At 61.0% G+C, this 20,339-nt stretch carries 21 protein-coding genes and 1 pseudogene; 13 read left to right on the top strand and 9 right to left on the bottom strand.

The features are described 5' to 3' along the window. The first annotated feature begins 274 nt into the window (after positions 1-274). Complete coding sequence (locus LKX83_RS21055) at positions 275-910, top strand: YigZ family protein (RefSeq protein ID WP_227884564.1); 636 nt, start codon at positions 275-277, stop codon at positions 908-910. Positions 911-1,009: 99 nt separating this feature from the next. On the opposite strand, the gene LKX83_RS21060 is transcribed toward LKX83_RS21055, so the two are convergent. Continuing rightward, on the bottom strand, positions 1,010-1,411 hold the full coding sequence (locus tag LKX83_RS21060) for a secondary thiamine-phosphate synthase enzyme YjbQ (protein ID WP_227884565.1): 402 nt from the start codon (positions 1,409-1,411) through the stop codon (positions 1,010-1,012). Positions 1,412-1,622: 211 nt separating this feature from the next. Between LKX83_RS21060 and cysT the strand changes: the two genes are divergently transcribed. The 4 genes from cysT (at position 1,623) to LKX83_RS21080 (ending at position 5,473) form a co-directional block, all read left to right on the top strand. Next, positions 1,623-2,429 carry a sulfate ABC transporter permease subunit CysT gene (gene cysT / locus LKX83_RS21065; protein ID WP_255654744.1) on the top strand — a complete coding sequence of 269 codons (807 nt, stop codon included), beginning with the start codon at positions 1,623-1,625 and terminating at the stop codon, positions 2,427-2,429. Next, positions 2,429-3,226 (top strand): sulfate ABC transporter permease subunit, encoded by a 798-nt coding sequence (locus tag LKX83_RS21070; RefSeq protein ID WP_227884627.1) that lies wholly within the window; start codon positions 2,429-2,431, stop codon positions 3,224-3,226. The genes cysT and LKX83_RS21070 overlap by 1 nt, the downstream gene beginning before the upstream one ends. 1 nt (position 3,227) lies before the next feature. Then, the gene (locus LKX83_RS21075) at positions 3,228-4,292 is read left to right on the top strand and encodes a sulfate/molybdate ABC transporter ATP-binding protein (RefSeq protein WP_227884568.1); all 1,065 of its coding nucleotides are present in this window, start codon (positions 3,228-3,230) and stop codon (positions 4,290-4,292) included. 80 nt (positions 4,293-4,372) lie between these two features. After that, positions 4,373-5,473 (top strand): sulfate ABC transporter substrate-binding protein, encoded by a 1,101-nt coding sequence (locus tag LKX83_RS21080; RefSeq protein WP_227884569.1) that lies wholly within the window; start codon positions 4,373-4,375, stop codon positions 5,471-5,473. A 93-nt stretch (positions 5,474-5,566) separates the two neighbouring features. On the opposite strand, the gene LKX83_RS21085 is transcribed toward LKX83_RS21080, so the two are convergent. After that, the gene (locus LKX83_RS21085; RefSeq protein WP_227884571.1) at positions 5,567-5,707 is read right to left on the bottom strand and encodes a hypothetical protein; all 141 of its coding nucleotides are present in this window, start codon (positions 5,705-5,707) and stop codon (positions 5,567-5,569) included. 148 nt (positions 5,708-5,855) lie between these two features. Here LKX83_RS21085 and LKX83_RS21090 point away from each other — a divergent pair, with 148 nt between their 5' ends. After that, positions 5,856-6,212, top strand: coding sequence for a helix-turn-helix domain-containing protein (locus LKX83_RS21090; RefSeq protein WP_227884573.1), 357 nt, complete (start codon positions 5,856-5,858; stop codon positions 6,210-6,212). A gap of 480 nt (positions 6,213-6,692) precedes the next feature. On the opposite strand, the gene LKX83_RS21095 is transcribed toward LKX83_RS21090, so the two are convergent. Continuing rightward, positions 6,693-7,496: a Cof-type HAD-IIB family hydrolase gene (locus LKX83_RS21095; protein ID WP_227884576.1), complete on the bottom strand. Its 804-nt coding sequence runs from the start codon at positions 7,494-7,496 to the stop codon at positions 6,693-6,695. Positions 7,497-7,729: 233 nt separating this feature from the next. Between LKX83_RS21095 and LKX83_RS21100 the strand changes: the two genes are divergently transcribed. The 6 genes and pseudogenes from LKX83_RS21100 to mgrA all read left to right on the top strand — a co-directional run bounded on the left by LKX83_RS21100 (position 7,730) and on the right by mgrA (position 14,890). Then, positions 7,730-8,329 carry a nitroreductase family protein gene (locus LKX83_RS21100; RefSeq protein WP_227884577.1) on the top strand — a complete coding sequence of 200 codons (600 nt, stop codon included), beginning with the start codon at positions 7,730-7,732 and terminating at the stop codon, positions 8,327-8,329. 208 nt (positions 8,330-8,537) lie between these two features. Next, entirely contained in the window at positions 8,538-9,593 is a 1,056-nt protein-coding gene (locus LKX83_RS21105; protein ID WP_227884578.1) for a hypothetical protein, read from the top strand. A 116-nt stretch (positions 9,594-9,709) separates the two neighbouring features. Continuing rightward, positions 9,710-11,056 carry a GH1 family beta-glucosidase gene (locus LKX83_RS21110; protein WP_227884581.1) on the top strand — a complete coding sequence of 449 codons (1,347 nt, stop codon included), beginning with the start codon at positions 9,710-9,712 and terminating at the stop codon, positions 11,054-11,056. A 507-nt stretch (positions 11,057-11,563) separates the two neighbouring features. Next, positions 11,564-11,656 (top strand): annotated as a pseudogene (locus tag LKX83_RS34725) (transposase); the annotation flags it as partial. Between the two features lie 407 nt (positions 11,657-12,063). After that, positions 12,064-13,809, top strand: coding sequence for a B12-binding domain-containing radical SAM protein (locus LKX83_RS21115; RefSeq protein ID WP_227884585.1), 1,746 nt, complete (start codon positions 12,064-12,066; stop codon positions 13,807-13,809). Positions 13,810-13,897: 88 nt separating this feature from the next. Beyond that, the gene (gene mgrA / locus LKX83_RS21120; protein ID WP_227884586.1) at positions 13,898-14,890 is read left to right on the top strand and encodes an L-glyceraldehyde 3-phosphate reductase; all 993 of its coding nucleotides are present in this window, start codon (positions 13,898-13,900) and stop codon (positions 14,888-14,890) included. Between the two features lie 123 nt (positions 14,891-15,013). Here the strand turns inward: mgrA and LKX83_RS21125 are convergent, their stop codons facing one another. Then, entirely contained in the window at positions 15,014-15,610 is a 597-nt protein-coding gene (locus LKX83_RS21125) for a TetR/AcrR family transcriptional regulator (protein ID WP_227884588.1), read from the bottom strand. A gap of 148 nt (positions 15,611-15,758) precedes the next feature. On the opposite strand from LKX83_RS21125, the gene LKX83_RS21130 reads away from it, so the two are divergent. After that, a complete protein-coding gene (locus LKX83_RS21130) occupies positions 15,759-17,237 on the top strand; it encodes a DHA2 family efflux MFS transporter permease subunit (RefSeq protein WP_227884589.1) in 1,479 nt (492 codons plus the stop codon). Between the two features lie 170 nt (positions 17,238-17,407). Here the strand turns inward: LKX83_RS21130 and LKX83_RS21135 are convergent, their stop codons facing one another. The 5 genes from LKX83_RS21135 to LKX83_RS21155 form a co-directional block, all read right to left on the bottom strand. After that, a complete protein-coding gene (locus LKX83_RS21135) occupies positions 17,408-17,746 on the bottom strand; it encodes a winged helix-turn-helix transcriptional regulator (protein ID WP_227884591.1) in 339 nt (112 codons plus the stop codon). Positions 17,747-17,805: 59 nt separating this feature from the next. Further along, complete coding sequence (locus tag LKX83_RS21140; RefSeq protein ID WP_227884629.1) at positions 17,806-18,345, bottom strand: MogA/MoaB family molybdenum cofactor biosynthesis protein; 540 nt, start codon at positions 18,343-18,345, stop codon at positions 17,806-17,808. A gap of 67 nt (positions 18,346-18,412) precedes the next feature. After that, a complete protein-coding gene (locus LKX83_RS21145; protein WP_227884593.1) occupies positions 18,413-18,877 on the bottom strand; it encodes a DUF5367 family protein in 465 nt (154 codons plus the stop codon). A gap of 76 nt (positions 18,878-18,953) precedes the next feature. Next, on the bottom strand, positions 18,954-19,928 hold the full coding sequence (locus tag LKX83_RS21150) for a type I phosphomannose isomerase catalytic subunit (RefSeq protein WP_227884595.1): 975 nt from the start codon (positions 19,926-19,928) through the stop codon (positions 18,954-18,956). Continuing rightward, positions 19,925-20,329 carry a VOC family protein gene (locus LKX83_RS21155; protein WP_227884597.1) on the bottom strand — a complete coding sequence of 135 codons (405 nt, stop codon included), beginning with the start codon at positions 20,327-20,329 and terminating at the stop codon, positions 19,925-19,927. The genes LKX83_RS21150 and LKX83_RS21155 overlap by 4 nt, the downstream gene beginning before the upstream one ends. Positions 20,330-20,339 lie beyond the last annotated feature (10 nt).

Below are 20,339 nucleotides of genomic sequence, written 5' to 3' on the forward strand. Positions count from 1 at the left end.
CTTCTTTTTTCTGCGTGCAAAAGGTCTGCCGGTTCGACGGTTCTATATGATATTTCGAATAGAACGAGGGGAAAAGGTGGCGTAAGGGTGAAGGTGATTCGATTTTTCGCTTCGCCAGATCGTATCTCCTCTTGCGGGCGGGCGGCAAGCCGTTCGCACGGCCTTGTTCGTTTCTACTATTATGGAAGGAAGCTGGCCTCCGACGGACGCGCGGTGATAAGATAAGATCAACTGAAGGCGCGCCGCCGTCGGCGCACGGGGAGGACAGGCGTCATTGCTAGCGAAGTATGCAACGGTCAGGGAATACGGACAATCGGAGATCGTCATTAAGAAGTCGCGGTTCATCGGTCACGCGCGTCCGGTCGTCTCGGAGGAGGAAGCGGTCGCTTTCGTCGAAGAGATCAAAAAGCGCCACTGGGACGCCACCCACAACTGCTCGGCATACGTCGTCGGAGAGCGGGACGAGCACCAGAAGGCGCTGGACGACGGAGAGCCGAGCGGGACCGCGGGCAAGCCGATCCTCGAGGTCATCAAGCATCGCGGCCTGAAAAACGTCGCCGTCGTGGTAACCCGCTACTTCGGCGGGATCATGCTCGGCGCGGGCGGATTGGTCCGCGCCTATACGGACGGCGCGGTCGCCGGCATCGATGCCGCCGATCCCATCGTGAAGGTGCTGCACCGCGAAATCTTCGTCGACGTGGACTATACGTGGTACGGCAAGCTGGAGAACGAGCTGCGGGGGCGGAGCGTCCGCGTCGGAGACGTGGCGTTCACCGACCGCGTGCGAGCGCTGTGCCTGCCCGAGGCGGGAGAGGCCGAACGTTTTCAGGCGTGGATCACGGATCTCACGCAGGGACAAGCCGTCCTGGAAGCGGGCGAAGAGCGGTATTTCATCGAAAACGAGGCGTAGCGCAAGGAAAAAGAACCTCCATCCCGCAAACGGGAATGGAGGTTCTTTGGCATGGAGCGCGAACCGGGCCGCATCCCGGCAGGCATTCGGTCTTTCTGCCTAGTCGGCCATTACTTTCACGTAATATTCGCGCTCCCGCGGCCCGTCAAACTCGCAGAAGTAGATGCCCTGCCAGCGTCCGAGCAGCGGTCTGCCATCCGCAACGACGACCGTTTGCGAAGTCCCGGTCGTGATCGCCTTCAGGTGGGAGGCGGTGTTGCCTTCGGCGTGGCGGTACTCGGGGTGTGTCCATGGATAGACCTCGTCGAGCCGCAGGAGGACGTCGTGCTTGACGTCGGGGTCGGCATTTTCGTTGATGGCGATGCCGGCGGTCGTATGCGGGCAGTAGACGATCGCGATCCCGTCCCGAATGCCGGACCGGGCGATCAGGGCGGCAGCCTGCCGCGTAATGTCGATCATCTCGTCGCGTTTCGACGTTCGGAGCTTTTCATGGAAGAGCATGGCAAACCTCCCTGGAATCCAATTGGGATTATTATAACGTTCTGCGCCCATAAGCGTAATATATATGGCCCATTACTTTTCTTGATATTTTACCCGAAATTGGCGATTACACATTGACGAATTCCAATTCCATCTGATAAAGTAGGCAATACCAACTAAATTAATAGGAATTGGGTATTATCCATCCTGGAGGTTCGCATACGTGACCAACATGCTGCAGAGCCGATGGTGGAGCTGGGGATTTCGCAGCGCCGTCTTGATCTATTTCGTCTTGCTTATCGTATTCCCGATTCTAGGCATTTACGGTCAATCGTTGTCCGGCGGATGGCACGCCTTCACGGACAACGTCACGGAAGCGCTGGCGTGGAAAGCGGTGCTGCTCACCGTCAAGCTGGCGCTCATCTCGACCGCGATCAACGCTGCGATCGGCACGATGGCGGCCTGGGTGCTCATTCGCTACCGGTTTCCCGGCAGGCGGTTGCTGAACAGCCTTGTCGACCTGCCCTTCGCCCTCCCGACCGCCGTCGTCGGGCTGATGATCCTGCTCCTGCTCGGTCCGCGGAGCCCGGTCGGCCAGGGCGCGGAGGCGCTCGGCTTCACGATCCTGTTCCATGAACCGGCGATCGTGATCGCGATGGTGTTCGTGACCTTTCCGTTCGTCATCCGCGCCGTGCAGCCGCTGCTGGAGGAGCTCGACGCCTCGGAGGAGGAGGCCGCCTACACGATGGGCGCTTCCCCCGCGCGGACGTTCTTCCGCGTGATCCTCCCCTGCATGACGCCGGGCATCGCGAGCGGCGCGATGCTGGCCTTTTCCCGCGCGCTAGCCGAGTTTGGCGCGGTCGTCCTCGTCGCCGGCAACATTCCCGGCAAGACGCTGATCGCCTCGGTCTACATTTTCGGCGAGATCGAGTCCGACAATCCGGCCGGCGCCGCCGCCGTCTCCGTCCTCCTGCTCACGCTCTCCTTCGCCATCCTCTGGATCGTCCATTTCGTTCAGACGAGGAGGACCGGACGATGATGAGGAGATTATGGATCGGACTAACGGTACTCGTATTCGGACTGCTGCTCGTCATCCCCGTGATCCGGATCGCCCAGGGCGCATTCGACGCCGGCTGGTCGGGCTTCTGGCGGGGATTGACGCGGCCGGAAGCGCTGCATGCGCTGCTCATGACCGGCATTATTGCCGTCGTCGCGACGGTCGTGAACGCCTTTTTCGGCGTCATGCTTTCGCTGTATCTCGTCCGCGCCACCTGGCTAGGCCGCAGGCTGAAGCGCCTGATGAACAGCCTGGTGGATTTGCCGTTCGCAGTGTCGCCTGTCATCGGTGGGCTCATGATCGTCCTCCTGCTGGGACCCGATACGGCGCTGGGCGGACTGCTCGGACGCGCGGGCATCGATATCGTCTACGCGCTTCCGGGCATGGTCATCGCGACGCTCTTCGTCACGTTCCCGCTCGTCGTGCGCGAAGTGATGCCGGTCCTGCAAGAGATCGGCAGCCAGCAAGAAGAGGCGGCCCATATGATGGGCGCCTATGCCTGGACGACCTTTTGGCGGGTCACCTGGCCGTCGATCCGGTGGAGCGTCGTCTACGGCGTCGTCCTGACGGTCGCGCGCTGTCTCGGCGAATTCGGTGCGGTGCTCGTCGTCTCAGGCAACATTCTGTTCAAGACCCAGACGGCCACCACCTTGGTGTATCAAGACGTGGAGAACTTCAACCTGACGGCGGCGAACGCGGTCGCGCTCGCGCTGGCGGCCGGTTCCGTCCTGCTGCTGCTTTTTATGGAATGGGCCAAATCCCGAAAGGAAGTGCATTGATATGCATGTAGAAGTACGGGGCTTAAACAAGAAGTTCGGGACCTTTCAAGCGGTAAAGGACGTATCCTTCCACATCGCCAAGGGACAGCTCATCGGCCTTCTCGGGCCGAGCGGCGGCGGCAAGACGTCGATCCTGCGCATGCTGGCGGGGCTGGAAACGCCGGATGAAGGAGATATCGTATTCCACGGCCAGCGGGTGAACGATCTGCCGCCGCAGGAGCGCGGAATCGGCTTCGTCTTCCAGAACTACGCGCTATTCAAGCACATGACGGTCGCGGAAAATATCGCCTTCGGGCTTGAAGTGAAAAAATGGCCGAAGGCCAAGATCAAAGCGCGCGTCGCCGAGCTGGTGGAGCTGACCGGGCTGAAGGGATTCGAGAGCCGCTATCCCCACCAGCTGTCGGGGGGCCAGCGTCAACGGGTCGCCTTCGCCCGCGCGCTGGCGCCGGAGCCGCAGCTGCTGCTGCTTGACGAGCCGTTCGCGGCCATCGACGCCAAGATCCGTCACGAGCTCCGCTCCTGGCTGCGCGAGATGATCGACCGGCTGGGCATCACGTCGATCTTCGTCACGCATGACCAGGACGAAGCGATCGAAGTGGCCGACGAAATCATGATCATCAATCAAGGACGACTGGAGCAAAAAGGCTCCCCGTGGGAGATCTACAAGGATCCGCAGACGCCGTTCGTCGCCGGCTTCATCGGGGAGTCGACGATCGTGGAGGACATCGCGTCGCTGCGCGGCTTCGCCGATACGTTGACGTGGCCGGGGACCAAAGGGCTCATCCGCCCCGAATATATCGAGGTCGGCAAGGAGCACGAGTTCCCGCTGCTGTCCGCGACCGAGACGGGCCGGGTCAAGCATATTCATTTCCGCGGCAGCGAGTGGCTCGTCGAAGTGGAGATCGGGGCGATCAAGCTCGTCACGTACCGTTCGCTCGAGAAGGAAGTGCTCCATCCGGGCGACGCCGTGCACGTCCTGGTGCACCGGGCCTATCTGTTTAACGACAACGACAGCTGGGTCATGGAGAACAAGCTGAAGGAAGATCCGATGCCGGTTCATATTTAACGGAGGGCGGCGGTCCGGGCCGGACTGCCGCTTTTCCGGCGGACGGGAGCCTACGAAGGCACCGATAGGAGGACCGAATCATGACGTACAGCAGTTCAGGAGCGGGAGCGGGCTTTCGCGCGCATTGGCGCGCGTTGGCCCTCCTCGCGTCGCTGGCGGCGCTGCTGGCCGGTTGCGCCGGCTGCGGAGGAGGCGCGGAGAGCCCGTCCGGAACGGTGCCTGCGGCCGCGTCGGCGGACGGCAAAAGCGCGACCCTCGTCGTAGGCGCCTATTCGGTTGCCAAGGACGCGCTGCAGGAGCTGATGCCGCTGTTCCGGCAGGAATGGCTGGCCAAGACCGGACAGGACGTCCGCTTCCAGGAGTCGTACGAGGCATCCGGCACGCAGGCGCGTTCGATCGTCGGCGGCTTTAAGGCGGACGTGGCGGTTCTGTCGCTCGAAGGCGACATGGACAAGATCGCCAAGGCCGGACTGATGGACGCGAGCTGGAAAAAGGGAACGGACGGCGGGATGGTCACCCGCTCGATCGTCGTCATGGGGACGCGCAAGGGCAATCCGCTGGGGATCCGGGACTTCGAGGATTTGACGCGGCGCGGGGTGAAGGTGCTGTATCCGAACCCGCAGGTGTCGGGCGGCGCGCAGTGGGACATCAACGCCATCTACGGAGCCGGTCTCAAGAAATCGGAAGCGGAGACCGGGACCAAGGATCCCGAAGCGGCCAAGCGCTTCCTGGCCGCCGTCCACCGCAACATCGAGTCGATGGACAAAAGCGGGCGCGCCTCCATGGCGGCCTTCGAATACGGCGTCGGCGACGTGATCGTGACTTACGAGAACGAGATTTTGGCGAGACAGGCGCAAGGCGTCGACTACGAGATCGTCCGGCCGGAGCGGACGATCCTGATCGAGAATCCGGCGGCCGTCGTGGAACGAAACGCGAAGGAGCACGGAGTGACCGAAGTCGCGCAAGCGTTCGTCGCGTATTTGCACAGCGCGGCGGCGCAGGAGGTTTTCGCGAAGCACGGCTTCCGCCCGGTGGAGATGACGGTCGCCGCGCGGTGGAAGGATCGATTTCCGGAGCCGGCGGGGTTGTTCGGCATCGATTATCTCGGCGGATGGAAGGAAGTCAAAAATACGCTTTATTCGAAGCGGGGCATTTGGTATCAAGTGCTGGCGGGAAAATAAAGCGCGGATCGTCGAAGGGGCTGCGGCACCCTGAAACGGGAAGCGGGCGGTCGGGGGAATCCCCGACTCGCCCGCTTTTTTCGCGTGCCCGCGTCATTCGCGCAGCTCTTCGTCCTTCTTTGTCTCTCGGGCGCGATCTTCGGCGCCGCGCTTTTGGGCCCAGATGAGGATGCACGTCATGACGAGGAGCGAGACGACCCAATAGCCGGCCGGGATCCAATCGGGCACCAGCATGACGGCCAACTCCCTTGAAGAAAGTTCAATTTTCCTCATTATAACTTGAATAAAATGCAGGAATCAACCTCATATTTGAATTATCGTCAAGTCGATGTTGGGCGGCCGTCAAATCTCTTATACTGGAGCCAAAAAAGAGGTGAGACCGGTGACGTTCGGCAAACGCCTGAAGCAAGCGCGCCACGAAAAGCATCTGACGCAAAATGAAGTCGCCGGCGCCTTGGGTCTCGATTTTACGACGATATCCAAGTATGAAAACAATAAATCGCAGCCGGACAACGAGATCTTGCGCGAGCTGGCCGGCATGTACGAAGTGTCGATCGACTGGCTGCTGACCGGAGAGCTCAAGGAACAGCCGGACGAAGCGCCGAACGGACTTCGCATAAACGGCGAGGAAGAGGCGCTGACGGAGGAGGAAGCGAAGTATCTGCAGGACAACCTGGAGATGTTCCGGCTGCTGAAGGAGAAGCGCGCGAGAGAGTCGCGGCCCGGGAAAGAGGATTAAGCGAGCTGGGCTCTGGCGCCGGACACCGCCGCAGCGCGGCGTTTTCCTCCGAGAAGGGGATAGGGAGCGAATGCGCAACAAACGAAAGGACCTCGCATAGCCGCCGCGACGCGCGGCAGGTGCGAGGTCCTTTTTTCGAGCCGGAATAAGGAACGAATTGTTCCTTATTTGCGTGCGCTGGCGGCGGGTCGGCGGAATAAGGAACGAAATGTTCCTTATTTGCTTGCGCAGGCGGCAGGTCGGCGGAATAAGGTGCAAAATGTTCCTTATTTGCGTGCGCAGGCGGCGGGTCACTGGAATAGGGAACAAAATGTTCCTTATTTGCATGCGCAGGCGGCGGGTCGGCGGAATAAGGAGCAAAATGTTCTTTATTTGCTTGCGCAGGCGGCGGGCCACCGGATAGCGACGGGCCAGGTCAGCGAAATAGGGAGCCATAGGCGCCCTATTTTTTTGTCACGCACCTGGCATGCCCTTCCACCCTTAGGCTTTCAAGACGAACTTCTCGATGACATGCTTGACGCCTTCTTCGTTGTTGCCGAGCGTCACGTAGTCGGCGATCTCGCGCAGGGCGGGCACCGCGTTGGCCATCGCGACGCCGAGGCCGGCGGCTTCGATCATCTCGCGGTCGTTCCAGGCGTCGCCGATGGCGATCGTATCCTCGAGCGGGAAGCCGAAGTAGCCGGCGAGGAAGCGCAGCGCGTGGCCCTTCGTGCCTTCACGGTGCATGAATTCCAGATAGTGCGGCTTGGACTTGGTGATGTGGACGCCTTCCCCGAGCAGCGCGTGCAGCTCCGGCGCGATCTCGTCCAGCTTGGCGGGCTCATCAATGATGACGAGCTTCGTATGGTTGCCCTCCGGCAGCCGGTCCAGGTCCGGCTCGACAATATAAGGAATGTTCGATTGCTTGGCGTACGCGGCCAGCTTGTCGCCGTCGTCGAAGCTGTACAGCTTGTCGTCGACGTACGTCTGCAGATGCATACCGCGCTCCCGGGTGTACGCGTGCAGCTTGCGCACGGCGTCGAGCGGCACGGAGCGCTCGTAGAGCACCTCGCCGTCGAGCAGGTTGCGGATGAGCGAGCCTTGGTAGGTGATGATCGGGACGTTCAAGCCGATCTGACTGGCGGTTTGCCGGGCGGACGCGAACATGCGTCCCGTGGCGATCGTGATGTGGACGCCCTGCGCAATCGCGGCTTCGAGCGCACGACGTGTCCCTTCGGTCACGACGAGATCGTCGTTCAGCAGCGTATCGTCCATGTCGATGGCGATCAAACGGTATTTGGTCATCGGTTTCTCTCCCCATTTCGTTTCTCTAGATATGCGAGGTCTTGTCCTTCGATTTTACCGTATGGCCCGCCCGAGGGACAACCGGCAAAGGCAACAAGCCGACCCGCGCAGCCCGAAACCAACGGCCGGATGAGAACTGTGAGAAAATACATCACAATAGTTTACTTTATTATTTATAGTATGTTACAATACATCAGGTAATAAAAAATAGATTCCTACCGGAGGGAAACCGAATGTCCAAATCCTTTCTGACAGCCGTTGAAGACCGCCGCACCGTCTACGCCCTTAGCAAATCGTCCCCGATCTCCGATGCCCGCATCCAGGAAATCGTGGAGTTTGCGGTCAAGCATTCCCCGTCTTCGTTCAATTCCCAAAGCGGCCGTGCCGTTGTCCTGCTGGGCGAGCAGCACGACAAGTTCTGGGAGCTGACGAAAAGCACGCTGAAGGCGCTTGTCTCCGAAGATCAATGGGTATCCACCGAGCAGCGGCTCGGCGGCTTCCAAGCCGGCTACGGCACGGTGCTCTTCTTCGAAGACACGGCGGTCGTCGAAGGATTGCAAAACGCCTTCCCGTCCTACAAGGATAACTTCCCGGTTTGGTCCGGCCATTCCTCCGGCATGCTGCAATATGTCGTCTGGACGGCGCTCGAAACGGAAGGCCTCGGCGCTTCTCTACAGCACTACAACCCGCTGGTGGACGGCTTCGTCCAACGGGAGTGGAACGTTCCGACCACCTGGAAGCTGCAGTCCCAACTCGTGTTCGGCACGCCTGCGGCGCCTGCCGGCGACAAGGAGTTCCAACCGCTGTCGGATCGCGTCAAAGTGTTCAACTAAGCCTCGCCCTTTCGAAAAGGAGCGGTTCCCCCGGCGGCATGCCGGAGCGGGGCCGCTCTTTTGCGATTTGGGCGGCTTCGCGCTTCCTTTCCGCAACCTTCCAGTCGCCGGATTCGTCTCCGTATATATAAAGAGGGGAAGCGTCGAGCGCGCCGAGTCATTGGCGGCAGACCGTTCGGACGAGTGCCCCGCGAGGGAGGAATCATCGATGACGATGCACGCGCTTGCCAAAAAACGCAAAATCGTCGCAGGCATGGCCGCCATGCTGGCGCTGTCCGCCGTCTTGGCCGGCTGCGGCAAATCCGGTTCGGATGGACAGGCGGGGGCGCCCCCGTCGGCTTCGCCTCCGGCCGCGACGTCGTCGGCCAGCCCATCGGAAACGGCCAGCCCGACGCCCGACGCGGAGCAGGACGCCGCTCTGATCATGGCGTTCCAGGAGCAGGCCAAAGCAAGCGAAGGCGCGGACGCCTTGAACCAAAAGCTGGACGCGGCTCTGGACCAAGCCCGGCAGCCGGAGACGGGGGACGCCCTGCTGCGGGCGATGTTCGCCTTTTACGAGCGGGATCTGCCGAACGCGGAGAAAAAGTTCGAAGACGAAACGATACAGAAGGCGCTGCAGCAGCTCCAGTGGCCGATTACCGCGGAAGCGGCGGCCGGGATCAAGGACGAGAAGGTCAAATCGCTGGTCGGGCAGACGCTCGCCGGCGGCTACAAGCTCGACCAGGCGGAAGGCTTTATTTTCCCCGTCGTGGACTATGCCAAGCTGAAGCGGACCGACGCCAAGGTCACGCCCGCGATGAAGGACTTCGTGGCGCTCTACGCGATGGAGTCGGATCGCAAGACGGCCGCGGATGCGGGCCTCGTAATCGAGTGGACGGAGTTGGCTAACCGCGCGATCGAAGTCGAACGCTACATTCAGAAGTATCCGACCTCGGCCGAGCGGGAAAAGGCGGAGCAGCGCTATATGATGTATTTGACCGATTTGCTCGTGGGGCTGAACAACACGCCGATCTTCGACTTCGACACGCTGAAGCTCGATCCCAAGGTGAAGGAAGTCTACGCGAAGACGGTAGCCGAGCATCCGGACACGGTTACGGCCAAGATGACCCAGGGGCTGCTCGACATCCTCGCCAAAACGGACGGAGCGGTCTTCAAGAAGGGCAAGAACGGGGCCCAAACGGATATTCCGGAGGTTAAGGCGTTCCGCGACGGCTTGGAGAAAAAAGCGCTGGATGCTCTGGATCAAGCTAATCCGGATAAGTAAAGGCCAACATCGCACACAATTATCCGCTCCGCGGTCATGATTTTTCGTTTAAAATAGGTCGTAGAAAACGTTTTACATGACCGACACGAGATCATTCGGGCGCGGAGGGATTCGATTTGGACAATATTCAATTTCCGCAAGACTTCGTATGGGGCACGGCGACCGCCTCTTATCAGATCGAAGGCGCCTTTCAGGAAGACGGGCGGGGCTTGTCCATTTGGGACACATTCTCCCATACATCTGGAAAAGTGTTCAACGACGACAACGGGGATGTCGCTTGCGACAGCTATCACCGCTATGAGGAGGACATCGCGCTGCTCCGTCGGCTCGGGGTCAAAGCCTACCGCTTTTCGATCGCTTGGCCGCGCCTTTTCCCGCAAGGGACGGGCGAGCTGAATGAGAAGGGGCTCGACTACTACCGCCGCGTCGTAGACGCGCTCCTCGCAGCCGGCATCGAGCCTTGCGTGACGCTGTATCACTGGGATCTCCCGCAAGCGCTGCAGGACAAGGGCGGCTGGGCGAACCGCGAGACGATCGCGGCGTTTACGAACTATGCGGAGACGGTGTTCAAGGCGTTCGACGGCAAGATCAAGCAGTGGATCACGTTTAACGAGACGTGGTGCGTTTCGTTCCTCTCGAACTACATCGGCGCCCATGCGCCGGGGAACCGCGATCTGCAGCTCGCCGTGACCGTCGCGCACAATTGCATGGTCGCCCATGGCGAAGCCGTGAAGAAGTTCCGCCAGCTCGGCATTGCGGGCGAGATCGGCACGACGCACAATCTCTACTGGTTCGAGCCGTACAGCACGAAGCCGGAAGACGTCGCGGCCGCGCATCGCAACCGCGCGTTCAACAACGAATGGTTCATGGATCCGACCTTCAAGGGGACGTATCCGCCATTCATGGTCGACTGGTTCCGCGCCAAAGGCGCCGAAGTGCCGATCCAGCCGGGCGACATGGAGACGATTTCCCAGCCGATCGACTTCATCGGCGTCAACTTCTACAGCGGCGGCTTCGGCCGCTACAAGAAGGACGAGGGCCTGTTCGACTGCGAGGAAGTGCAGGTCGGCTTCGACAAGACGTTCATGGACTGGAACGTCTATCCCGACGGCCTCTACAAGGTGCTCTCCTGGGTCAAAGAGGAATACGGCGACATTCCGATCTACATCACGGAGAACGGCGCCTGCTACGACGACGAGCTGACGGCCGACAACCGGGTGCATGACGCGCATCGGACCGACTACTACAAGAAACATTTCATCCAGTGCCACCGGCTGATCGAATCCGGCGTGCCGCTCAAAGGCTATTTCGCCTGGTCGCTGCTGGACAACTTCGAATGGGCGGAAGGCTACCGCAAGCGCTTCGGCATCGTGTACACAAACTACGAAACTTTGGAGCGCCATCCGAAGGACAGCTACTTCTTCATTCAACAAGTGATCAAGGACAACGGGTTCGAGGCGTAAACAGCTCCGTCGGTCCGCGAGTCCGGCGCCTTTGCCGTTTCGAGAGGCTATCTCATCAGGTTGTATGGGGACCCGAGAGTCGGCAACGCGGTTTTAAATGCGGCTTCATTGACATCAATTGACGATCTTTCCACGCATGACGGCTGCCTCGGACGCATGGCTATCCGCGAAGCTGGTTTCGAATGAATCAGTTGGGTCTTGGTGCAAATTCGTCGGACTCCGGCCGATGGTTCGCCACTGGTGTATGCCAATTGGCTTTGTTTGCGCTCGGTTCGGGGTCGCTCCGTAAATGAGTTGCATTCGTACATCTATTTGGGGCTATTTCGGGAGGGTGGAGCGGTTTACTTGTAAAAGTACATCTAATTTAGCGGAAATCCGTCCTATTAGCAGAAAATGGATTAATTAGTTGTACGATTGCAACTAAATGACCGTTAAGCAGGAATATAGCAAAATTAGATGTACATTTGCATCTAAATCGTCGGATGCGGGAGAGGTAACACGGAAATCGGATTCCGGCGTTTTCTGCTTTGCGTCTTGCCGAGGGTAAGCTCGGAGGTCGGATGGCTTTCGCTTGCCCATCATTTGTTGAAGAAAGAAGCAGTGGATCGAAATCGAGAAATGGCGGTGCAGGGATCATCTCCCCAAACACCGCCATTCCTTCATTTTCACACGTTTTGGGATGGAGGAGAGCTGTCTGTCGCGTGAACAGACTTGCATTTGAGACTCTCTCTTTTAAAAGGGTCTCCGATATCCGGGAAGACGGCGCGAGGCTCAAGGCCTTTTTAAGTCATACAGAATGTATAAGATTTGCCTATATCCATTTCCGTATGACCTCCGATAAAAACGTGCCGCCATCTTCCGTGAAGACGGTGGGGGCCGTTTTTACTTGAGGAACGGGTTGTTCCCGGCGCGCCTTCGCGTCTCTTTAGCGGCTTTGCGCTTTGTCAGGCGCGGTCCCGATACGCTACAATAGAAGGGACGACTGAACGCCAAGTGAGGGAACCGAAATGAACGTCGTGCTCGCGACGCTGAACGCCAAATACATCCATACGTCGCTCGCCCTGCGCTGCCTGAAGGCTTACTGCGCGGACGAGTTCGACCCAGACATTGCCGAATATACGATCAAGGACCCGCCGATGACGATCGCGTCGGATCTGTTCCGGCGCCGGCCGGACGTCGTCGGCTTTTCCTGCTACATCTGGAATATCGAAGAGACGATCGTCGTGATCGACATGCTGCGCAAGGTGCTGCCGGACGTCAAGATCGTGCTGGGCGGTCCCGAAGTGTCCTACGACACCGAAATGTGGATGGAGCGGCTCTCCGCCGTCGACTTCATCGTGATCGGCGAGGGGGAAGAGACGTTCCGCGACCTGCTCCGCGAGCTGACAGGCGCCCGCAAGTATCATTTTGTCTTCGGGCTCGCTTACCGCAAGGACGGACGGATCGTCGCGAACCCGGGCCGCCCGAAGCTGGATCTGGCCACGCTGCCGTCGCCGTACCGCTTCGCCGAAGACGTCCCGTCGCTCGCGAATCGCGTCGTCTACTTCGAGACGAGCCGAGGCTGCCCGTTCAGCTGCCAGTTCTGCCTGTCGAGCATCGAGGTCGGCGTCCGCTATTTCGACATGGACCGGGTGAAGGCCGATATCCTCTACCTGATCGACAGCGGCGCCAAGCTGATCAAGTTCGTCGACCGCACCTTCAACATCAAGCGGGACTACGCGCTCGAGATGTTTCGCTTTCTGATCGAAAACCACCGGGGCTGCGTCTTCCAGTTCGAGATCACCGCGGACATCATGCGCCCCGAGGTGCTCGATGATTTGGCGGAGCATGCGCCGCCCGGCATCTTCCGCTTCGAGATCGGGGTGCAGTCGACCAACGACGCGACGAATCTGGCCGTTCAGCGGCGGCAAAACTGGACCAAGCTCGTGCGCACGGTGACGAAGGTCAAGGAGAGCGGCAAGATCGATCAGCACCTCGACCTGATCGCCGGGCTGCCCCACGAGGATTATGACACGTTCCGCAAAACGTTCAACGATGTGTTCGCGCTGCGCCCGGAGGAGCTGCAGCTCGGCTTCCTGAAGATGCTGCGGGGCACCGGCCTGCGCTTGGACGCGGACAAGTTCGGCTACGTCTACATGGACCGCGCGCCTTACGAAATGCTGGGCAACGACCTGATGCCGTTCTCCGACATCGTGCGGATCAAGCGGGTCGAGGACGTGCTCGAAAAGTACTGGAACGCGCATCGCATGGACCGGACGATCGAATACCTGGTGGAGCACGCTTATCCGTCTCCCTTCGATTTTTTCCAGCAGTTCGGCGACTACTGGGAGGAGCGGGGTTGGCAGCGCATCGGCCATCAGCTCGAGGACTTGTTCGCGCGGCTGTGGGCGTTTCTCCGGGACGACGGACACCCGAAGCTCGATCCGGACGTGACACTCGGGCTGCTGAAGATCGACTATTTCCTTCAGCACAAGTACAAGCCCCGCAAGGTCTGGTGGGAGGAGCGGCTGGATAAGGACACCTGGGTCGCGGAAAGGAAGGGAGCGGCCGCGCGTCTCGGCATGGACGAGCGCGAGCTCGCCAAAAGGGCGGTGCTGGAGCGCCTGCCTTTCGACTATGCCGTCTGGGCCGCCGAGGGTCGCGTGGACCGCTCGCGCGGGACGACGATCGTCGTGGCGTACGCGGGCGAGGAAAGCGCGCCGCGGCTCATCGCCCTGCCGCAGCCGGACGGGCTGGCGGCGGGAAAAGCCTGATGATCCGCTAACACGCAGAGCAGAACAACGAGGACTTCGCTTTATCGAACCAGGGATGGAGAATACCGGACAAAGGAGACTGAATGCTTTGACCTATCTGGCGAACGATCAACGCTATCAGACGATGAAGTACAACCGTACCGGCCGCAGCGGCTTGAAGCTGCCGGCCATCTCGCTCGGCCTCTGGCACAACTTCGGCAGCGTCGACCCGTACGAAAACGGCCGCGCCATCGCGCGCCGCGCCTTCGACCTCGGCATCACGCACTTCGACCTCGCGAACAACTACGGACCGACGCCGGGTTCGGCGGAGCTGAACTTCGGGCGCCTACTCGCGGACGACTTCAAGGCGTACCGCGACGAGCTCGTCGTCTCCACCAAGGCCGGCTACTACATGTGGGAAGGACCGTACGGCGAATGGGGCTCCCGCAAATACCTCGTCTCCAGCCTCGACCAGAGTCTGAAGCGCATGGGGCTCGACTACGTGGATATTTTCTACCATCACCGTCCCGACCCGGACACGCCGCTTGAAGAGACGATGATGGCGCTCGACCATATCGTCCGCTCCGGCAAGGCGCTGTACGTCGGCATTTCGAACTACCGGGCTGAGCAGGCCGAGCAGGCGATCCGGATTTTGAAGGAGTTGGGCACGCCGCTCCTCATCCATCAGCCGCGCTACAGCATGTTCGATCGCTGGGTCGAAGACGGCCTGCTGGACGTGCTCGAGGAGCACGGCGTCGGCTCCATCGCCTTCTCCCCGCTGGAGCAAGGCCTGCTGACGAACAAGTATCTCGGCGGCATCCCGCAGGACTCCCGCGCGGCGGGCGCTTCGGTCTTCCTGAGCGAGAGCAGCATCACGCCCGAGCGGATCGCCAAGGTCCGCCAACTGAACGAGCTCGCGCAGGAGCGCGGCCAATCGCTTGCGCAAATGGCGCTGGCCTGGGTGCTTCGCGGCGGCCGCGTGACGTCCGTTCTGATCGGGGCGAGCAAGGTCAGCCAGATCGACGACAACGTGGCGACCGTGAACCGTCTCGACTTTTCGGAATCGGAGCTGCAGCGCATCGAGGATATTCTGCGGAGCTGATGGACGGGAGTGGCCTTCTTGCCAGCCCGTCAAACGAAGAAGCTTCCCGGTCCGCCATCGCCGCGGCCGGGAAGCTTCTTGTCGTAGACGGGGAGTCGCATGGCGGATGAGGACGGTTGGCGGTTATTCCCCGGACCGGCAGTCGGCCGCCTTTCCGGGAAAGAAGATTTCCGGATGGATCAATCGGGCCAAGTATTCATCCATCTGCTCGGCGGAAACGGGCATATCGTTCAAAATCCACCAGCCGCCGAGTCCGGTGACCGAGGCGGAGTAAAACTCCGCGATGATTTCGATCGGAACGGCGAACGGGCGTCCCTCTTTCTGCAGTTCCAGCAGGTCGGTTTTGAGCATCTCGGCCCCCTGGTGCTGGAGGACGGACTTGAGGGCGGCATTGTCGTTAACGGCTTGGATCAGACCGCGATATTGCTGGAGATGCCCGAGCTTCTGGATCATCTGGTGCGGGCGGCGGATGCGATCCTCGACGCTTAGTTCGGCGTACTGTTTGCTCATTTCCAGGCAGCCGTATGCCAGCAATTGGATTTTGTCTTCGAAATGCTTGTAGAACGTCGTGCGATGGACCATCGCGCGCGCGCAGATCTCGTTCACGGTGATCGAGTTGAACGGCCGTTCCGCCAGCAAGTCCATCAGCGATTCCGACAGCAGCTTGCGCGTGCGCTTCACGCGCAGGTCCGCTTTTGACGCCGTTTCTTTCGTATACATTTGAACCTCCGATGTAGATTAACTTACAGTCCGATTCAATTTGATTCTTGACGCTCACGCGGGGGAATCGTGTATAGTGTAAACTATACATTTGTTGAAATAACCATACAAGTGTAGACAAAGAGAGAGAAGGGTAGGAGAGAAAAACATGAATGCTGCAAGTTCGAATGCAGGCGCGCCGTCGATCGATCTGAGCAAGATCAAGCGCGGACCGATCGTCTTCGCGCTCATAATCGGGGCTTTCGTCGCGATCCTGAACGAGACGCTGCTCGGCAACGCGCTGCCGGATCTCGTCAAGGCGTTCGAGGTTCCGTATTCCACGATCCAATGGCTCACGACGGCCTATATGCTCGTCATCGGGGTGCTCGTCCCGGTCACCGCCATGCTGCAGCAATGGTTCACCACGCGGCAGATGTTCCTGGCGGCCATGGGGCTGTTCTTCGCGGGGACCGTCATTTCGGCCGCCGCGCCCGAGTTCGGCGTGCTGCTGACCGGCCGGATCGTTCAAGCAATGGGCACGGGCCTCATGCTGCCCGTCATGATGAACACGATCCTCGTCATCTTCCCGCCGGAGAAGCGGGGCGGCGCGATGGGTCTGATCGGCCTCGTCATCATGTTCGCGCCCGCGATCGGGCCGACGGTGTCGGGCCTCATCATGGACTCGCTGTCCTGGCGCTGGCTGTTCCTGCTCGTCATTCCGTTCGCGGCGATCGCCATTGTAATTTGCGCCATCTACCTGCGCAACGTCACCGTCCCGACCAAGCCAAAGGTGGACATCCTGTCCATCCTGCTGTCGACGATCGGCTTCGGCGGCGTCGTTTACGGCTTCAGTAAAGCCGGCGAGCTCGGCTGGGGCGAGCCGGAAGTATACGGCATGATCGCCGTCGGCGCCGTCGCGCTGCTGCTGTTCATCTGGCGCCAACTGGTGCTGAAGGATCCGATCATGGACCTGCGCGCCTTCAAGTACCCGATGTTCTCGCTCGTCGTCGTGCTGCTGTTCGTGCTCATGATGACGCTGTTCTCCACGCTGACGCTGCTTCCGCTGTTCCTGCAGGGCGCGCTGCTCATGACGGCCTTCAAATCGGGCCTCACCATGCTGCCCGGCGGCATCGTGAACGGCATCATGGCGCCAATCTCCGGCAAGCTGTTCGACAAGTTCGGGCCGCGCGTTCTCGTCATCCCGGGTCTGGTCATCGTCGTTGCCGCCCTCTGGCTGTTCACGCAGCTCCAGTCGGACAGCTCGGGCGGCTACGTGATCTTCGTCCATATCGTGATGCTCGTCGGTATCTCCATGGTGATGATGCCGGCGCAGACGACGGGCTTGAACCAGCTGCCGCCCCAGCTGTACCCGCATGGCACGGCGATCCTGAATACGCTGACCCAGGTGTCCGGCGCGATCGGCGCGGCGCTGTTCATCAGCATCATGTCGTCCGGTACAAAGGACTACCTGAAGAACAATGCCGCCAATCCGGCAGCACCATCGCCGGCGGAGTCGGTGCAAGGCATGGTTGCCGGCCTGCATAACTCGTTCTGGATCGGTCTTGTGATCGCGATCGTAGCGCTTGTCATCGGGCTGTTCATCCGCCGCACCAAGGCGCCGGAAGACCAAGCCAAGCAAGCCGCTTAAGGCAGCTGGGCGCGAGTCCCCGCTTGTACAAACCGAAAAGCACCGTCCCCTTCGGTCATCTTGACCCGGGACGGTGTTTTTTTTCGCGCCTAGGTCAGGCTAATCGCCAACAAAGCCCCCTACGGAAACGCGCGGCAGGGGGCTTTGGGATCGGGAAGACAGGAAGGCGGTCAGCACTCCGTGTCGGTCTTCGGCTCGATCCAGGCCGACGACCATTTGGCGATCTCTTCGAAGATCGGCGCCAGGGCTTTGCCCTTGTCCGTTAGCGAATATTCGATACGGACCGGTGTCTCGGGATAGACGTCGCGGGCGACGAGGCCTTCGGCTTCGAGCTCCTTCAGCCGATCCGCCAGCACTTTGCCGCTTAGATTGGTCACGAGCGCTTCGATCTCGCCGAAGCGCCGCGGCCCGTTCAGCAGGCAAAAGAGGATCAGCGCAATCCAGCGCTTGCCCAGCAGCTCCAGCGCCTGCTCGAAGCGGGGGCAGATGTCCAGCCGGCGTTCATTCACCTTCTTCGTCTCCCTTCCGTCTTCGGATCGGGGCCGGATGAGCCGGCCGTCAGTCTAGTCTAGCTTCCAGCTCCGTTTCGCGGCGCATCCTTGCGGAGTTCTCTCATGACGTGTCCCAGCTCGGGCACGACGAGCCGCGTCATCGCGAGCCGCACGGCGCCCGTCGAGCCGGGCATGGAAAACACTGCGGTCCCCCCGATTGCACCCGCGACCGCGCGGGAGAGTATGGCGGCGGAGCCGATGTCCTCCGTATAGCTCAGCATGCGAAAAATCTCGCCGAAACCCGGCATTTCCTTCGTCAGCAGGCTTTGGACCGCTTCGCAGGTCGTATCGCGACCCGCGATGCCCGTTCCGCCGTTCAGCAGCACGGCCTCGACGGCCGGGTCGGCCGCCGCTTCCCGCAGCAGGGCGCGGATGCGTTCGTATTCGTCGGGCACGATGACGTTCCCGACGACGGTATGTCCGCCGCCCTCGAGCAGCTCGCGGGCCAGCTGCCCGCTCTTGTCCGTCTCGGCCGTGCGCGTATCGGAGACGGTGACGACAAGACAGGCGACCGAGGACGGCGCCTCGCGGCGGTGTTGTTCGGTGGACGGGCTCATCGGCATGGGATCGCGCTCCTCGCTTGGATTCGTCGGTGGGGGCGGGAGTCGGCCGCCGTCGTCCCGATCAGACGAGGGGGTCGACGGATTCGGCTTCCTCCGCTTCGTGTTCGGGCGGCGCGGGCTCGCGTTTGGTCCGTACCAGGCGGTCCACGATCAAAGGGACGAGCAAGACGAAAACGTAGGCGAGCGTCATCCAGATCGTGAAGGCATGGTGCTGGCCTTCGTCGAAGTCGGGGAACACCCGTTCCCGGTACCAGACGACGAACGTATCGAGCGCGAGGCCGAGCAGCGTGCCCACATAGCCGAAGCGCGTCGCGGAACCGGCGGCGGGGAAGAGCTTCAGGCGCACGACGAGCGCGGCCCCGATCAGCACGAGGACGGTGAGCGCCTCGAGCAGGAAGAGGGAAGCCCCGAATTGCGGCTCGCCGACCGACACGAGCACCCAGTCGCCGAACAGCATGAAGAATAACATTGCGATCGCCCACATGGCGATTCCAAGACCGGACAGGATCAGCATTTGTCTAAGCATAGCCGGCAAACTCCCTTTCGCGCAGGTGCGAATGATGGGCCTTGCAGAGCCGCATAGGCTCGAAAGCGAGGCCGTCTCAGGGCAGACGGCTGCGCAGGACGGTCATTTCGCCGTCGAGCGTGTAGGCGCCGAGCGGCGCCGGCAGCAGGAAGCAATCGCCCGCCTTGGCGTCAAGCCGTCCGTCTGCCCAGCCGATCGAGCCGGCGCCTTCGGCGACGATGAGCACGACGAAGCTGTCGGCCGGCGTCTCCTGCGGCCATGCGCCTCGGACGACGCCTTTGTCCGTCACGAAGTACGGAGACTCCGCGAGCGTTAGCCAAGTCCCGGCAGGCGTGCCCGCGGTGGACATGCGGCTCGCGCCCGCGCCCGTGTAGTCGGTCACGTTGAGCGAGTCTTCGATGTGCAGCTCGCGCGGCTTGCCGTCCAGGCCCGGCCGGTCGTAGTCGTAAAGCCGGTAGGTCGTGTCCGAGTTCTGCTGGATCTCGGCGACCAGGACGCCCGCGCAGAGCGCGTGCACGGTGCCGGCCGGTATGTAGAACGTATCGCCCGCTTTGACGGACACCACCTGGAGCGTATCCATGATACGGCCTTCCTCGATCGCCTGGGCCATGGACGCCCGGTCAACGCCCGGCTGAAGGCCGTAGATGATTTTGGCGTCCGGCTTCGCGTCCATGACGTACCACATTTCGGTCTTGCCCAGCTCGCCTTTCGGCAGGCCGGCGTAGTGGTCGTTCGGGTGCACCTGCACGGAGAGGTCATCGTTGCAGTCCAGCAGCTTGATGAGCAGCGGGAAGCGGCCGTTGCCGGATTGGGCCTTCTCGCCAAGCCAGGAGGCGCCGAACCGTTCGCGGATCGCGTCCAGTCCTTGGCCGGCCAGCTCGCCGTTCAGGACGTGGGAGACGCCGTTCGGATGGTCGGCGATCATCCAGCCTTCGCCGATATGGCCGGGCGGCACGTCGTAGCCGAACTGCTCGAGGGCGCGGCCGCCCCATACGCGTTCTTTGAATTCCGGTTTGAAGTGAAGGGGATAAGGTTTGACAGCTTGGCTCATTGGGCAGTTCCTCCTCGGGTGGATTGAAAAAATTCAAGCGACTCTCCGTCGGGGCCATGGAAAAAGAAATAGCGGCTGCCGTTCGGCAGCGTTGTGATCTCGGCGTCCAGGCCCGCAACGCCGAGCGAGCCGACGCGGGCGTATTCCGCCTCGATGTCGTCGACGTTGAAGGCGACGTGGTGCACCCGGCCTTCAGGCGCCAGCGCGCCGGTATATCCTTCGATCAGCTCCAGCTCCGTCTCGGACGAGCCCGGAAACGTCAGAAAGGCGAGCCGGATGACGCCGTTCGTGTGCGGCGCCGTCTCCAGATGCTTCAGCCCGGCGACGCGCTCGTAAAACGCGACGGAGGCTTCGATGCTGCTTACCATAACGCCAACATGTTCAATCTTGCGTACGGTCAACGCGATCCAC

Origin of the sequence: Cohnella baijiui (genome assembly GCF_020731285.1) — a bacterium.
GTDB lineage: Bacteria > Bacillota > Bacilli > Paenibacillales > Paenibacillaceae > Cohnella.